Annotated in this window: 9 protein-coding genes; 5 read left to right on the forward strand and 4 right to left on the reverse strand. The window is 72.6% G+C overall.

What is annotated here, in order from left to right:
- The first annotated feature begins 74 nt into the window (after window positions 1-74).
- The 4 genes from OWM54_RS14315 (at window position 75) to OWM54_RS14330 (ending at window position 7,690) form a co-directional block, all read left to right on the forward strand.
- Window positions 75-1,370 (forward strand): RDD family protein, encoded by a 1,296-nt coding sequence (locus OWM54_RS14315; protein WP_267697853.1) that lies wholly within the window; start codon window positions 75-77, stop codon window positions 1,368-1,370.
- 51 nt (window positions 1,371-1,421) lie between these two features.
- On the forward strand, window positions 1,422-4,667 hold the full coding sequence (locus OWM54_RS14320; protein ID WP_267697854.1) for a HEAT repeat domain-containing protein: 3,246 nt from the start codon (window positions 1,422-1,424) through the stop codon (window positions 4,665-4,667).
- A gap of 93 nt (window positions 4,668-4,760) precedes the next feature.
- Window positions 4,761-6,302, forward strand: coding sequence for an ATP-binding protein (locus OWM54_RS14325; RefSeq protein WP_267697855.1), 1,542 nt, complete (start codon window positions 4,761-4,763; stop codon window positions 6,300-6,302).
- Window positions 6,299-7,690 (forward strand): sigma-54-dependent transcriptional regulator, encoded by a 1,392-nt coding sequence (locus OWM54_RS14330; protein ID WP_267697856.1) that lies wholly within the window; start codon window positions 6,299-6,301, stop codon window positions 7,688-7,690. Before OWM54_RS14325 ends, OWM54_RS14330 begins: the two co-directional genes overlap by 4 nt.
- Here the strand turns inward: OWM54_RS14330 and OWM54_RS14335 are convergent, their stop codons facing one another.
- From OWM54_RS14335 to OWM54_RS14350, 4 genes are all read right to left on the reverse strand, one after another.
- Window positions 7,691-9,067, reverse strand: coding sequence for a WS/DGAT/MGAT family O-acyltransferase (locus OWM54_RS14335; protein ID WP_267701125.1), 1,377 nt, complete (start codon window positions 9,065-9,067; stop codon window positions 7,691-7,693).
- 96 nt (window positions 9,068-9,163) lie between these two features.
- The gene (locus OWM54_RS14340; RefSeq protein ID WP_267697857.1) at window positions 9,164-9,952 is read right to left on the reverse strand and encodes a hypothetical protein; all 789 of its coding nucleotides are present in this window, start codon (window positions 9,950-9,952) and stop codon (window positions 9,164-9,166) included.
- A gap of 88 nt (window positions 9,953-10,040) precedes the next feature.
- A complete protein-coding gene (locus tag OWM54_RS14345) occupies window positions 10,041-11,039 on the reverse strand; it encodes a class I SAM-dependent methyltransferase (protein ID WP_223746196.1) in 999 nt (332 codons plus the stop codon).
- A gap of 180 nt (window positions 11,040-11,219) precedes the next feature.
- Window positions 11,220-14,303 (reverse strand): aminotransferase class I/II-fold pyridoxal phosphate-dependent enzyme, encoded by a 3,084-nt coding sequence (locus tag OWM54_RS14350; RefSeq protein ID WP_223746195.1) that lies wholly within the window; start codon window positions 14,301-14,303, stop codon window positions 11,220-11,222.
- 305 nt (window positions 14,304-14,608) lie between these two features.
- Here OWM54_RS14350 and OWM54_RS14355 point away from each other — a divergent pair, with 305 nt between their 5' ends.
- Window positions 14,609-14,929, forward strand: coding sequence for a hypothetical protein (locus OWM54_RS14355; RefSeq protein ID WP_267697858.1), 321 nt, complete (start codon window positions 14,609-14,611; stop codon window positions 14,927-14,929).
- The last annotated feature ends 103 nt before the right edge of the window (window positions 14,930-15,032 follow it).

Genomic DNA, 15,032 nt, shown 5'->3' on the forward strand with positions numbered 1-15,032 from the left:
CCCTGACGGTTCCTCGACCGAGGGACCTCGGGGGCTCGCCACTTTTCTTGCTCCTTCGGTGCGGACGTCTTTTCATGGCGACGCGTCTCATCCCGGAGGAGAGTCCGTTGTCCAAGTGCATGAAGTGCGGAGCCCTGTTGCCGCCCGTCGGAGAGTGCCCCGCCTGCGCCAAGGCCGCCGCCCAGACCACCCTGCCGGGTCTGCCGAGCTTCCTCGACCGGGACCTGCAGATCGACCGCCGCTCCGGCGTGCGTGACGACGGCCCCGCCTTCGCCGAGCGCAGCCCCGCTCCCCCGGCCCCGCCGTCCGTGGCGCCGCTCGCGGGCCCGCTTCCTCCGCCCGCCGCGCCCCGCGCCGCCGCGCCCCAGAACCCGCCCGGGGTCGCCCGCCCCACCCCGCCGGGCATGACGCCCTCGCACCGGCCCGCGCCTCGCGCCGCGACGCCCCCGCCGGCCGCCCAGCCGTCCTGGGCCCAGGGGGGCGGCTTCCCCGTGGACGTGCCGCCCGTGCCCGCCACGGCGCAGACGCCCATGTCCGCCATGACGCCCGCCTACGGCACCCCGCCGGTGCCGCCGCGCGTGCAGCCCCTGGTGGCACCCGCCCCCGGCCTGCCCCGCGTGGAGACGCCGGCGCCCGCCGCGAGCCTGGCGGACACGGAGCCCGGCTCGCCCATGCCGTCGGGCCTGCCCTGGTCCGCTCCGGAGCCCTTGGCCCCGGTGTCCTCGGGCCTGCCGGTGATGACGGCCCCGGAGACGCCGGCGCCTTCCGCGTCCAGCCTTCCAGCGATGGAGTCCGCGCCGGCCCCGGTGTCCTCGGGTCTGCCCGTGATGGCCAGCGCCGCGCCTCGGGCGGAGAAGCCGAAGTCCGTGCGCACCGCCGCGGTGCAGCCGGGGGTCACCGAGGTCCACGCGCGCCCCGCGTCGCTGTGGCGCCGGCTGCTGTCCTTCAGCATCGACGCGGCGGCCATCGGTGGCGTGGCGGCGCTGTACATCACCCTGGCCTCGTCGGTGACGGGGATGAAGGCGCCCGAGGCGGGCCTGTCCGGCCTGGACGGGTTCGTCGCGTGGCTGCGGGCGCTGCACACGGTGCTGCTGCCCGGGTTTTTCCTGGTGCTGGTGTTGGCGCTCGTGTACTGCGCGGTGGCGGCCTTCCTCTGGAACGGACGCACGTTGGGCCGACTGCTGCTGGGCCTCAGGCTGGTGGACACCCACGGCCTGGCGCCGGCGCCGGGAAGGGCCATCGTCCGCGCGATGCTCGCCAGCCTCTCCTTCGTCCTGTTCCTGGGCGGATTCTGGATGGCGCTCTTTGATCGCCGTGGACAGACGCTCCATGACAAGCTGACGTCCACCTTCGTCGTTCAACCGAGCTGAACCACCGCTTCATTGTGCCTTGCGGCCGCGGCCGTAAGATGCCGCGCCTACATGCCCGCCCGCCTTGCCCAGCTCCTCGTCTCCCGCACGCTCCTTTCCCAGGAGAAGGCGGGAGAGTTGTTGCGACTCCAGCAGGCCCAGGGCGGACATCTGGACACGCTGCTCTTGGAGCAGGGGCTCGCGAACGAGGCGGATGTCCTCTCGCTGCTCGGTGACGTCGCGGGCTTCCGGCCCGTGAACCTGGTCGACTTCGAGCCGAACCTCGAGGTCGCGTCCTTCATCCCGCCGAAAATCGCGGAGCGGCTGTGCGTGGTGCCGCTGTCGCTGGATGGGCAGACGCTGCACGTCGCGTGCGCGTATCCGGTGCCGAAGAAGGAGCTGGACGAGGTCGGGTTCCTGCTCGGCAAGCCGCTCGAGCTGTGGGTGGCCACCGAGGTGCGGATCCGCGAGTGGATCTCCACCATCTACCGCCAGCCGCTGGCGCCGCGCTTCACGCAGCTGGTGTCCGCGTTGGACCCGGACAAGCAGCTCCCCGTCACGCCGCCGCCTCCTCCGCCGGCGGACGAGTCGCTCACGGTGGACATGGTGGAGCGGCTGGCCCGCTCCGTCGCCGGTGAGCCGGTGGCCGCGGAGATTCGCGCCGCGCCCCGCGAGGCGCCCGCGCCCCAGCGTCCGCCTCCGCCGCCGCCTCCCGACCCGGTGCCGCCACCCGCCTTCGTGCGAGCCCCGCTGCGGCTGAACATGCCCGCGGCCGAGCGTCCCTCGACGCCGCCGTCCAGGCCCGATACGTCTCGCCCGGCCCAGCCGCCGGTGCTCACGGCGACGCCCCCTCGGCCTCCCGTGGAAGCGACGCCCACGACGGTTCAACGGGGCGGTGTGCCGTCCGCGAGCGGTGCTCCGACTGGGGCGCGCGCCGGAGGGACTTCGCCGACGGGCGCGCAGTCTCCTGCCCGGTCCACGACGGGTACCTCCGGGGGACAGCCTCCGCCGTTTTCCCCGACGAGCGGAGCCTCGGCCGGAGTGCCCGGAACGCAGTCCTCCGCGAGCGGCGCTTCACCGACAGGCTTCGCGGGACAGCCTCCCGCGGCGAGTGGTGCTTCGCCCGGCACGCAGCCCGCGGCGGGCGGCGGCTCAACGACAGGGTTCGCGGGACAGCCACCGGCGCAGCTCGCGGCGAGCGGCGCCTCCTCGACGACTTCAGCGGGCCGCCCCGCGACAGGTCCCGGCGCGCAGCCTCCGGTGACGACGGTGAGCGGCGTTCCGTCGGCCACGTCCACGGGCCGACTCGTGACAGGCCCCGCCGCGCAGCCTCCGGCGACGACGCAGGGTGGTGCTTCTTCTGGCGCACGTCCCTCCACGGCGCCTGCCACGCAGCCTTCCTCCCAGCCCGTGACGGGGGCGCGTGCCTCCACGGCTCCGGCCAGCGGAGCGCCTTCTTCCGCGACGACGCCTGGCGCCGCGCCCCCGTTGTGGCCGCCCGCGCAGTCCGGTGGCGCGCCGCAGCTGTGGCCACCGGGTCCCGCCGCGCCCACGTCGGGGGCGGACTCCGTGCCGCTCTCCACGATGCGCTTCGGCTCGCCGCTGTTGGCCGGAGGTCCTCGGCCCGAGGTGCCGCCCGCGCAGCCTCCGCGCTCGAGCGAGCCCGCGTTCATCGTCTTCCCCAATCCGAACAAGCCGGCCGCGCAGCCCAAGGCCAGGCCGCCCGAGCCCGAGGTCCGGCCGCCGCCCACCGCGTCCGCCAATCAGGAGGTCCCTGACTGGACGCTGGCGGCGGCACGCGCCGCGCTGCGCGAGTCCACCAAGGACCGCGACAAGTTGATGGACGTGGCGCTGCGCTTCGGCCGGCGGACGTTCGATTACGTGGCCGCCTTCGCGGTGTTGCGAGGCGCGGCGATTGGATGGGAAGCGCGCGGCGAGGGCATGGCGAGCGAAGGGCTCACCCAGGTGTCCGTGCCGCTCGACGCGAGCAGCGTCTTCCGCACGGTGGCGGTGACGCGGGGAAGCTACGCGGGGCCGCTGCCTCCGGACGCGCTCACCCGGCACTACCTGGAGCTGTTCGGTCGGCAGACGCCTCGCACGGTGTTCCTGTACCCGGTGGAGGTGAAGGGCCGGCTGGTGGCCATCCTCTACGGAGACTGCGGACAGAAGCCGATGAGCCAGCGCCGGCTGTCGGACTACATCCTGTTCTGCCAGGACCTGGCCTCGGCCTTCCAGGAGCTCATCCTCTTCCGCAAGCAGCGCGTGTCCGAGCCTCGCTCCGTCGAGGAGGACATCACCATCGACGTGGACGTGCCGGTGGCCGCCACGCCCGCTCCCGCGCCCGCGGTGGTGGCGGGGCTGGGGTGGAGCCCGTTCTTCGGTCGAGGCGCCGCGGGCACGGTGGGACGCGCCGCCGCGCTGCCGCCTCGCGCGCAGTCGCAGGAGGAGCGCCCGCCGCCGGACTTCGCGCCGCTGCTGCGTCGGCTCACGGGCCCGGACGCCGCGCAGCGCTCGAACGCGATGGTGGAGCTGGCGCGCTCGCCCGAGGCGAGTGCCCGCGTGCTCGCCCAGCACTTCCCCGGCCCCACCGCGTGGAGCCGGCTGCCCGTGGTGGAGCTGCCCGAGGCGGACGAGCTCGGCCCGATTCCGGCGGCGCTGTCGCGACTGGGACGCCCGGCCGCGCAGGCGCTGGCGCCGCTCCTGGATTCGCATGACGCGGACACGCGCTACTTCGCGCTGCTCACGGCGGGCAACCTGCCCTACGTGGAGCTGGTGGACGGGGTGCTGCGCGGCCTGTTCGACCTGGAGCCGGACATCTCCAGCGCCGCGCGGGTGGCGGCGGCCGCGCTGAAGCAGTTGCCGAGGTTGGACTCGGCGATGCGTGAGCTGCGCCAGGAGCTCAACAGCCGGGACACGATGCGTCGCGCGCTGGCGGCCCGGGCGTTGGGAACGCTGCATGACCGCGAGGCCGTCGAGGGCCTCATCCAGCTCACGCGCAGCGAGGACGAGATGTGCGCGCAGGCCGCGGCGGAAGCACTGCGCGAGGTGACGCGCATGCCGCTGGGCCTCAGCCCGAAGCAGTGGGCGGCGTGGTGGGCGGAGAACCGCAGCCGTCGCCGCGCGGACTGGCTCATCGCGGCACTGCGACACCGCGAGCTCGACGTGCGGCTCGCCGCCATCGAGGAGCTGAGCCGCGCGCTCAACGACACGCTCGGCTACTACGCGGACGCGCCGGAGAACGAGCGCGAAGTGGCCGCTCGTCGGTGGGAGAGCGCCGCCGTGGACCCGGCCAATGCGCGCCGGCTGGGCATGCTCTGAGCGTCGGTGAGTCGAGGCGAACACCGCCTCGGCTCCGGACGCCGCGCCATCCCGCTATGCTGCGCCGGTGACGCCAGCACGGGACAGGACCCCATGACCGGTGGGATGTGGATCAGCCTCATCGCGTGCGCCGGGCAGCTCGCGCTCGCGGGGCTGGCATTGGCCCGGGTGGGACGCAGCCCGCTCGCGCTGCCGCTCTCCCTGCTCTCCATCGCGCTGTCCGCGTGGAACTTCACCGGCTACGCGTATGCCGGCGCGGGAGAGACGGGCTGGCGACTGGTGGGCTTCGCCGCCGCGCTGATGACGGTGCCGTGCACCCTGCACTTCACCCTCGCCTTCGTGGGCCGCCGCCGCCGCTCGGCCTGGGCCATGTACGGCACCTATGCCGTCTTCGGAGCCCTCGCCCTGCTGATGCACGTGGCGCTGGGCGTGCCCTCGCTCGCCGCGACAATCCTCACCCTGCGCTTCGGCATCTTCGTCACCGTCCTCGTGGTCCCCCCGGTCATCGGGACCTTCACGCTGCTGGCGCTGCACCTGCGCGACGCGCGTCGCCCGGACGAGCGCGCCCGCGCGAGCTTGATGGCCCTGGGGCTCACCTTCCTCGTCGCCCTGCTCCTCACCGAGCTCGCGGTGGAGCTCGGCCTCAGACAGGTGCCACGCCTGGGCAACCTGGGCACGCTCCTGTGCATGCCCTTGATGGCCACCGCCTCGCTGCGCTTCGGACTCTTCGGACGCGACGAGAGCGAGGGCGCCCCGCGCATGGCGCTGCACGCGGTGGTGCTCGCGGGCGTGGGCGTCCTCGCCTACCTCACCGTCTTCCGCCTCTTCGCCGCGCAGGTGGGCGCGCTCGTCCTGTGCACCACCGCCATCACCTTCTCGCTCGTCGCCGCCACGCGCCGGGGCGTCACCGCCTTCGTCACCCGGGGCGAGCGCATGGAGCGCCTGGCCACCCTGGGCCGCTTCTCCGCGCAGATGGCGCACGACCTGAAGAACCCCATCGCCGCGCTCAAGGGCGCCGCCCAGTACCTCAAGGAAGAGCACGCCCGAGGCCAGTCGTGGGACACGCACGGCGAGTTCCTCGACCTGATGCTCGAACAGGTGGAGCGCCTGGGACGCGTCGTGGACACCTACCAGCGCCTCGCGCGCGTGGAGCCCCTCCCCCGCCCCGTGGACCTGGGCCGGCTCGTGGAGGGCGTCCTCTCCCTCCAGTCCTTCGCGAGCACGAGCCCCATCACCATCGTCCGCGAGCTCACCCCGGACCTGCCCGCCTGCGCCGCGGACGAGGACCTGCTCACCAACGCCGTGGAGAACCTGGTGCGCAACGCCACGGAGGCCATGCCGAAGGGCGGCACACTCACCGTGCGCACGCTGAGGGACGACGAGGACGTGGCGGTGGAGGTGGAGGACACGGGTGAGGGCATGGACGTGCGCACCCGCGAGCGCGCCTTCGACGACTTCTTCACCACCAAGGCCTCGGGCAGCGGGATGGGGCTGGCCTTCGTCCGACGCGTGGTGGAGGCGCACGGAGGCACCGTGGGTCTGACAAGCCGGGAGGGGCGCGGTACGGTGGTGCGTCTGCGCCTGCCGGTGGATGCCCGGCGCGGGGACGGTGGGGCCGAAGGAGAAGCCGCGTGAGTGAGTCGTTGAAGGGAACCGTGCTGCTGGTCGATGACGACCCGGCGGTGGCGAAGGTGCTGGGTGCGCTCCTGGGTCAGGCGGGCCTGGCCACGCACACGGCGCGCAACGGGACGGAGGCGCTCTCGCTGCTCGAGCGCTGGCCGGTGGACGTGGTGGTGAGCGACGTGCGCATGCCCGGCATGGACGGCATGCAGCTGTTGGCCGAGATGGGCCGGCTCTGGCCGGACGTCCCCGTCATCCTCATCACCGCGCACGGCACCGTGCCGCTGGCGGTGGAGGCGATGAAGGCGGGCGCCGCGGACTTCGTGCTCAAGCCCTTCGACCGCGAGGAGATCCTCTTCACCATCCGCAAGGCGCTCCTGCGCGCGCAAGGCGAGGCGACGAACGAACCGCTCCGCACCCCGAGCGCCTTCGTCGGGAGCAGCCAGCGGATGCTGGAGGCCCAGGCCCTGCTCGCGAAGGCGGCCACGGGCATGGCCACGGTGCTGCTGCGCGGCGAGTCCGGCACGGGCAAGGAGCTGGCCGCCAAGGCCGTGCACGACGGCAGCCCCCGGCACGCAGGGCCCTTCGTGAAGCTGCACTGCGCCGCGCTGCCGGACACGCTGCTGGAGAGCGAGCTGTTCGGCTACGAGAAGGGCGCCTTCACCGGCGCGGCCACCCGCAAGCCCGGTCGCGTGGAGCTGGCGCACGGCGGCACGCTGTTCCTGGACGAGATTGGCGACATCTCCCTCGCCGTGCAGGTGAAGCTCCTGCGAGTGATTCAGGAGCGGGAGCTGGAGCGGCTGGGCGGAACGCAGACGGTGAAGGTGGACGTCCGCTTCGTCGCCGCCACGCACCAGCCGCTCGAGGAGCTGGTGAAGGCGGGGAGATTCCGCGAGGACCTCTTCTACCGCCTCAACGTGGTGCCCCTGTGGCTGCCGTCACTGCGCGAGCGCCCCGAGGACATCGAGCCGCTCGCGCGTCACTTCCTGGACATCCACGCGCGCACCAACGGCAAGCCGCCCTTCACGCTCACCCCGGACGGGCTCGCGGTGCTGCGCGCCCAGCCCTGGCCGGGCAACGTGCGCCAGCTCCAGAACTTCCTGGAGCGACTGGTGGTCCTCTCGGACGGACAGACGCTCACGGGCGACGACGTCTCGCGCGAGCTGGCCCGGCAGCCGGGGCTCACCACGCCCGTGCTCACGCCGCCTCAGGGCGTCACCGCGCTCGCGAGCCCCGCCGCCGACAGCGGCCGCACGCTCGAGTCCCAACGCAAGGGCACCGAGAAGCAGGCCCTGGTGGACGCACTCGCGCGCGCGGGCGACAACCGCACGCTGGCGGCCCGGCTGCTCGGCATCAGCCGCCGGACGCTCTACAACAAGCTGGAGGAGCACGCCCTGCTGTAGCTACGCGACCTGCGTCACCCCGTCGCTCAGCGCCTCCAGCTCCGCGTGGAAGTGGTCGATGAGCGCGTGCGGGTCCGGCACGCGCAGCTCATCCGCGGCCACGCCCACCGTCACCTGCCCCGCGTAGCTGAACAGGCTCACCCCCAGCCCCAGGTGTCCCGCCTGGGGCACCCAGAACGTGAGCGCGCGCAGCTTCACGCCCGCGAGCGACACCGGCTGCCGGGGCCCCGGCACGTTGGTGGCCACCAGCGAGGCCTTCGTGGCGAAGACATCCACCACCACCCGCTCCAGCGGCGCGGGCGTGTAGCCCAGCAGCTCCAGCGCGCCGAAGGTCACCACCGCCTCGGGGGACTTCTTCACCAGGTCCATGCGCCGCGACAGCTCGTGGAGCCGCCGTCGAGGCTCGGCCAGGTGCACCGGCAGCCGCAGCAGCACCACGCCGAACCGGTTGCCCAACGCCCGAGGCACCGGCTCATCCAGCGGCCGCAGGTTCACCGGCACCACGGCGTGCAGGTCCTCGGGAGGGACGTTGCGCGCCTCCAGGTAGCGCCGCAGCGCGCCCGTCAGCGCCGCGAGCAGCACGTCGTTCACCGTGCCGCCCAGGGCCTTGCCCACGGCCTTCACCCGCTCCAGGGGGATGGGCGAGGACCACGCCGCGCGCTTGCGAGTCCCCAGGGGCCCCCTGAGCGGCGTGCGCGGGTCCGGCGTCACCACCATCAGCTTGCCGAGCGCCGCGGCCCCCAGCGCCCCCTGCCGCACCAGGTCTCCGGCGAGGATGGGCTCCGCGGCAATCTCCGCGCCCTTGCGCAGCACCGTCCGAGCCGTGCCCGCCACCGCCCGCGCCCCGCGCATCCACTTCGCGAGCCCTCCCTCACGAGGCGCTGTCCGCGAGGACTCCGGCGCCTCCTCCCGCGCACCGTCCCCATCCGTGAGCGTCAGCAGCACCCGCGCCAGCGCGATGCCATCCGACAGACAGTGATGCAGCCGCGCGAGCAGCACATCGCCCCCGTCTCCACCCTCCAGCACGTGGAACTGCCACAGCGGACGCGAGCGCTCCAGCGGCGTGCTCATCCACTCGCTCACCAGGGACTCCAGCGCGGCGCGGTCTCCGGGGGCCGGCACCTGGAGTCGCCGCAGGTGCGCGTCCAGCGAGAAGTCCTGGGCCTCCTCCCACTGCGGCTGCCCCAACCGTCCCATCACCACCTTCTGGCGGAAGCGCGGGTAGCACTCCACCAGGCGCGTGCGCACCAGCTCGCGCAGCCGCTCGAAGTCCAGCCGGCCCTCGAAGCCGAGCACGGCTGTGATCATCATCAGGTTGGCGGGCTCCTCCATGTGGAACCACAGCGCGTCCACACTCGCCATCCGCTCCTGGTTCATCCCGGCCACGCGTGCCTCCGTGCGTCCCACCCGACGGGACACACCATGATGGCGCAGGACGGCCTCCCGTGGCGCGCTGTCTTGACGAGGGGGCCGCTACTCCTCCTCGCGCTCGAACTGGAAGGTCTGCTTGGTCGCGTCGTCGACCGTCAACGTGAGCGTCTCCTCCTCGAAGTCCCACCGGAACGAGCCGCCCTTGAACTTCACCTTGGAGCGGGCCAGGGGGATGACGCGCTTGTCACCACATACCGGGCCCACCGCCTGGCCATCCTTCGCGAGCAGCTTCACGTGGTGGTCATCCAGCACCTCCATCGTCCCCCAGGCGCGCACGACGAGCTGGTTGCCCTGCCCCAACGTCGCGTCCTTCAACGCGGTGCGCAGCACGAAGCACCCCTCGGGCGTGATTCGCAGCGTGCGCGCATAGTCCGCGCGCGGCTGGGGTTCGATTCGCGTGAAGCCTCCGTCCTGCTGCAACGGCAGGCTCGCGGCCGCCAGCCGCCAGGCGCCCACCAGCTTCTGGGGCACGGGCCTGGCCGAGGCCGCCTGCCCGTCACACGGAGACTTCTGCTCCTTCTCCGGACTGGGCGGCGCGGGCTCGAAGGCCTTCTGACACGTGTTGCCGCACGCCTTCGCCGAACACTGCGTGTCGTCCTCGGCGCAGCCCGCCTTCAGGGTGCAGGCCTTGAGCCGGTCCAGCGACTGCTCGCAGCCCTCGCGCAGACAGCGGTCCACGCACTCGGGCTCGATGCACTCGGCCACGCACACCCAGTTGGCGCTGCCGCAGACGCCCGCCACCGTGCGTGGACGCTCGCCCCCTTCCTGCCCCAGCGCCGTGAAGGCGCTCAGCAGGCCCCCCACCACCACCCACCCACGAATGGAACCCATGCCGGGGTGAAACCTAGGCACGGTCCGACGGAGGCGAAGCCCTCCAGTCCCCCCGGGTGTCCACCCGCGAGCACTGCCGCCCGCTCCCTCAGCGGAAGTGCCAGCGCCAGGTGCCCACATCCCCCGGGTCGGCCAGCTCCAGCTCGAAGGACAACAGCTCGTTGCGAGCGAAGTCGCGCGGGTCCACGCGCAAGAACGTCATGCCCGCCGGATTCTGTCCTCGCAGCGGCGACACCGTGAAGGACAGCTCCGCGTCGAAGGCCACCTTGTAGAACAGGCAGAAGCCATCCACGCGCCCCGCCTCCATCACCGGCCGCTCGTAGCGCACGCGCTGGGGCAGGCCGTCCGCCGCCATCGTCTCCAAATCAAAGGCGAACGCGGGCTCCGGCTCGCACAGCAGGTGGTCCACCTCGTACGAGCGCACCACGCGCGTGAAGTAGGACGGGTTCATCGCCTCGCGCAGCGTCTGCAGGCAGCTGTAGTCCACGCCCGGGATTCGCTGGCTCCAGATGAAGGGCAGGCACGCCTCGTCGCGCAGCTGCACCGGCTCCACGAAGACCTCGAAGCGGTTGGGGAGGATGCGCCCGCCGGGCCTGAGCAGCCGCGAGCGCAGGTCCAGCATCCTCGGCACCAGCCCCGCGTCGAAGAGCGCCTCCCCGAGCAGCTCGTGCAACAGCACGTCCACCTTCTCCGGCGGCTGGAAGCCCCACGGCTGCGCGCGCACGAAGTCGATGTGCTCGAGCCCGTTGCGCCGCGCCACCCACTGCGTGGTGTCCAGCAGCCGCGAGGGGTCCACCGCATACAGCCGCCGCGGATGACGCGTCGCCGCCGCGAAGGTGCGCAAGCCCGCCCCCGCGCACACGTCCATCACCACCTGCCCCGGCTTCACGTACCGCGCACACGCCTTCTGCCACGCCAGCACCCGCGCCGGGTCCGACAGCGCCGAGTCCTGCGGCGCCGGGCTCGACAACGCCAGACTGTCCGGCACCACGTTGCGCAACGGCAGCTGCGACACCAACGGCAGGTGGCTCAGCCGAGAACGCAGGTCCATCAACGCCTGCCGAGGCAGGTCGAGCAGATTGGGCATGACACCCCCCACGACAGGAGACGGAAGAACCCCGGGGCGGGCCGTCGGCCTACCGGGGATTACCAATCATGCTGGAATTACCTGGAGCACCCCATCCACCGTGGGGACAGGGTCTGTGTCCCCACATGAACGGCCCCGGCGTCGAGTCGAGGACAGTCCCGCCTCGTTGGCGGCGGGGTGTCAGGAGGAGGACGGGAGCTTCGCGCCGAAGGCCTTCAATCGCTCGCAGGCCTTCTCCAGCTTGTCGCGGGGGATGGAGAAGACGGCGCGCACCCGCTCCGGGTCCGAGCACCAGGGGCCGCCGTTGAGCACCACGTGCGTGTGCTCGTAGACGACGCGCGGCAGGTTCTCGGGCGTGAGCCGCTCGCCGTCCACCGTGCGCCCCAACCAGGACGTCACGCGGGGCGCGAGGAACAGCCCGCCCGCGTCACCCACCTCCGCGCGCGCCTCGCTCGGCAGCACCGCCGCGAGCAGGTCGCGCTTCTCCGCCAGCTCGCGGCGCATCTTCGTGAGGAAGGCGCGCAGGGAGCGGTGTCGCGCCGGGTAGAGCAGCTGGCCGTCCGGGCTGCGCGCGTAGGCCGCGTACAGGTAGGCCGCCGCGCGTGCGGTGACCAGGTGCAGCACGCCCGGGCCCGCCTCGCGCATCGCCGAGGCCAGCGCGCGGTCCCTCGTGGCGAGCCAGCCGACGCGCAGCCCGCCCGCGGCGAACTCCTTGGACAGGCCGCCGAGCACCACCGTGCGCGCGCCCACGCCCGGCACCGCGCCCTCCAGCGTCACCGGGCTGTGCACCGTCTCCGCCGTGGGGCTGGTGAGGTTCACCAGCCCGAAGATTTCGTCGGACACCAGGAGGCAGCGCTGCTCCACCACGTAGTTGGCGAGCGCCACCAGCTCCTCGCGCGCCACGTAGACGCCCGTGGGGTTGGAGGGCTGCGAGATGACGACGGCGTCCGGGACGAAGCCGCCCTGTCCCCGTCGCGAGAGCAGCTCCGACAGCGTGCCCTGGTCCACCTGGCAGCCGGCGGAGAGGAACGTCGGCGGCAGCACGCCGTAGCAGGGCGTCGTCAGGAAGACGCGGGGCGCGCGGCCCAGGCGCTTCTTGAGGGCGACGCCCAGGTGGTGGATGAGCGGCCAGACCCCCGGCGCGAGCACCAGCTCCTCGGGCGTGTAGCGCACGGCGCGCGTCTCCAGCAGGAAGGCGGCCACGGCCTCCGAGAGGCCCGTCTGCGCGCCGGACTCGCGAGGCGCGGCCGCGGCGGCGATGAGCCCCTCCACGAGCGGCTCGGGCAGCGGCCCCTCGTTCTCGCCGTAGTCCAGGCGCACCAGCTCCGCGTCGTCCTCGCGGAACACCTTGGGCGCGAAGGCGGGGAAGGCCGAGAGCGTCTGGATGCGCGAGGAGCGCGGCAGCGGCACCACCGGGTGCCGGCGGGGCCCGGGCGGCTCCGGCTCCGCGAAGGAGATGCGGAAGGACAAGAGGTCCGCGAAGGTGCGCTCGTAGAACCACTGCGCCAGCGTGCTGATGCGCGAGTACGTCACCTCGGCCGCCACCTCCAGGTCCGCGCGCAGCGGCTCCGGCACGGGCAGCAGCAGCGTCAGCTCCAGGTCCGGCCACACCGCGTTCTTCACCAGGCCGTAGAGCACGACCAGGTTGGGGGCATACGGCTCGCGCGCCAGGAACTCGAAGAGGGTGAGCGGCTCCACCTGGCCAGTGATGTTGAAGAAGGCGCTCTCGTCCAGCACCACCCAGATGCCCCGCCGCGACGCCTCCGCGATGATGTCGCGCAGCACGGACAGGTTGGTGCGCTCGCCCTTCTCCACCGTGAGCAGCACCATCTTCACGTCGAAGGCGGACAGCAGCCGGCGAATCTCCTCCAGCGTCGTGTGCGTCACGGTGGCGCGCACGCCCGCCTTCTCCAGCGCTCGCGCGTAGAGCGGGTGGAGGTTGCGCGACACCAGCACCTCGTCGCCCGCGTCGCACGTGGCGAGCAGGAGCGAGTACACCGCCTGCTCACGCTCGGGCGCGACGAACAGCTCCTCCGCCGACAGCCTCAGGCCGAAGTAGCGCTCCAGGTAGCGCACCAGCTGACGCCGGAACGACGCGTCTCCCGCCTCGTGCGCGTACGGCAGCAGCGGCCCCTTCGCGAGCCGCTCCGACAGCGCCGCGACGAAGCCCAGCTGCTCGGGCGAGGCGGCGCCCAGATCCAGCTCCTCCTGCAGCGCGGGGATGCCCAGTCCTCGAAGCGACTGGCGCAGGGCCAGCGTCTCGCGCGGACGCGACAGGTGCGCCTCCCACACGGCCACCTCGTGCCATACGGCATGGCCCGACTGTAGCCAGCCCAGCGCGGTGGCGGCGCGCAGGGGCTCGGGGCTGTGCGCCTCCATGAAGAACTCGAACTCGCGCCCGGTGCGCTGCTCCAGCGCGACCAGCGGACGGATGTCCGTGTCCGCCGCCTGCCGCACCCGCCGCGCCACGCGCACCCGCGTGGAGAAGCCGCGCCGGGTGAACATGCGCTCGATGATGGGACGGCCCGGGCGGCCCGCCAGGTTGAGCAGCAGCCTGCCCGTCAGCGCCAGCCGCTCGGGCGCCTCGTCGAGCAGCCGCGCGATGAGCCCCAGGCCGAAGTGGTCCTCGTACACGTTCTGCAACGTGCAGTAGTTCGACAAGTCATACAGCGCCTGCTCGTCGGCCTGGGACAGCTCCCCGGGCAGCTCCTCCGTGCGCAGCACCTGGGGGATGCAGCCCACCACGAAGTCCCACGCGGGCTGCGCCGGGACGCCGCGCAACAGGTCGCTCTCCGCGAAGGACAGCCGCGACACCAGCGTCTCGTCGCCGTTGAGCCACGCGTTGCAGCGCGCGACGACGGGCGAGTGCGGGTTGAGGTCCGCGCCGTGCACGTGCGCCAGCCGGGTGAACTTCGCCAGCGCGATGCAGATCCAGCCCGAGCCCGCGCCCACCTCCACCAGCCGCTTGCCGGCGTACTCGTCCAACGGGACGCTGAGCAGCCCCTCCAGGAAGGTGTAGGCCCAGGACTCGGGCGCGAAGATGGAGGGCAAGAGGAACAGCTCCAGCCGCTCCTGCGAGGCGCCCACCGCCACGGTGACGGTCACCAGCCGCAGCGGGGCCGACTCGGGCTGGTCGCGCGACAGGTCCGCCAGTTCGCGCAGCTCCACCCGCGCCTGGGCGCGCCGCTCGGGGTGGGCCAGGTCCTCCGACAACGCGCGCAGCAGGTGGAAGGCCTCTCGGGGTGAGGACGGATAGGTCGGCATGGCGCGCGCGACTGTCCCGGGCCCACCGCCGTGTGTCAACGCACTCCTGGCGCATGCACGCAACCCTTTGGCGCCGTGGCTCCAATCAAGATTTGGCCGCTCGCGCGTAATGAAGGGGTGGTCGCGTGGGTAGGACGGGAAGGCAACGGCTGGAACGAATGAAGTCGGTCACGCTCGTGGACAGACCCCGTGGTGGAGAGGGGGCACTGATGGAACTCAGTTTCGGGTCGCCGATGAAGGTCGGCATGCAGGCCTTGATGAGCATTCAGCCCTCGCGGAACCGAGTCCTAAGGGACCCCGCGCGTGTGCGGTGGGAGTCCCAGCCGTGGCGTCGTCAGCTGCGCAATCCGGAGGAGTTCGAGACGCCGGTGTCCCGCTCGGCGCTGGTGAAGGCGCTGCTGGATGAGCAGCTGGAGGTGGACGCGGAGGTGGCGCGGTTCGCCGGGGCGTCGGAGGACGCCGACTGCATCAGCATCGCGCAGGTGGTGCGCTTCGCGGAGCTGTTGACGCGGCGCATGACGCTCGCGGACGCGGATGACCAGGTGCTCCAGCTGGCGCACCTGCGGCGCAACACCGAGGATCTGGCGGAGCGGATGATCGAGTGGGCCAACCAGGGCCGACTCTGAGTTTTCTGGAAGTCGCAGTGCATCCCGGCTGACTCGACATGCCGGGCCGTACGGGCGGACGCCTGGGGCCCGGGGCCCCGGGCCCACGTGCCCGCGGCGGCCT

The organism is Myxococcus sp. MISCRS1 (assembly GCF_026626605.1).
In the GTDB taxonomy this organism is placed as follows: Bacteria; Myxococcota; Myxococcia; order Myxococcales; family Myxococcaceae; genus Myxococcus; species Myxococcus fulvus.

Excerpts from the sequence above, each read along its gene's own strand:
- OWM54_RS14315 (WP_267697853.1), top strand. The coding sequence starts at position 75 with ATGGCGACGCGTCTCATCCCGGAGGAGAGTCCGTTGTCCAAGTGCATG.
- OWM54_RS14320 (WP_267697854.1), top strand. The coding sequence starts at position 1,422 with ATGCCCGCCCGCCTTGCCCAGCTCCTCGTCTCCCGCACGCTCCTTTCC.
- OWM54_RS14325 (WP_267697855.1), top strand. The coding sequence starts at position 4,761 with ATGACCGGTGGGATGTGGATCAGCCTCATCGCGTGCGCCGGGCAGCTC.
- OWM54_RS14335 (WP_267701125.1), bottom strand. The coding sequence starts at position 9,067 with ATGAACCAGGAGCGGATGGCGAGTGTGGACGCGCTGTGGTTCCACATG.
- OWM54_RS14340 (WP_267697857.1), bottom strand. The coding sequence starts at position 9,952 with ATGGGTTCCATTCGTGGGTGGGTGGTGGTGGGGGGCCTGCTGAGCGCC.
- OWM54_RS14345 (WP_223746196.1), bottom strand. The coding sequence starts at position 11,039 with ATGCCCAATCTGCTCGACCTGCCTCGGCAGGCGTTGATGGACCTGCGT.
- OWM54_RS14350 (WP_223746195.1), bottom strand. The coding sequence starts at position 14,303 with ATGCCGACCTATCCGTCCTCACCCCGAGAGGCCTTCCACCTGCTGCGC.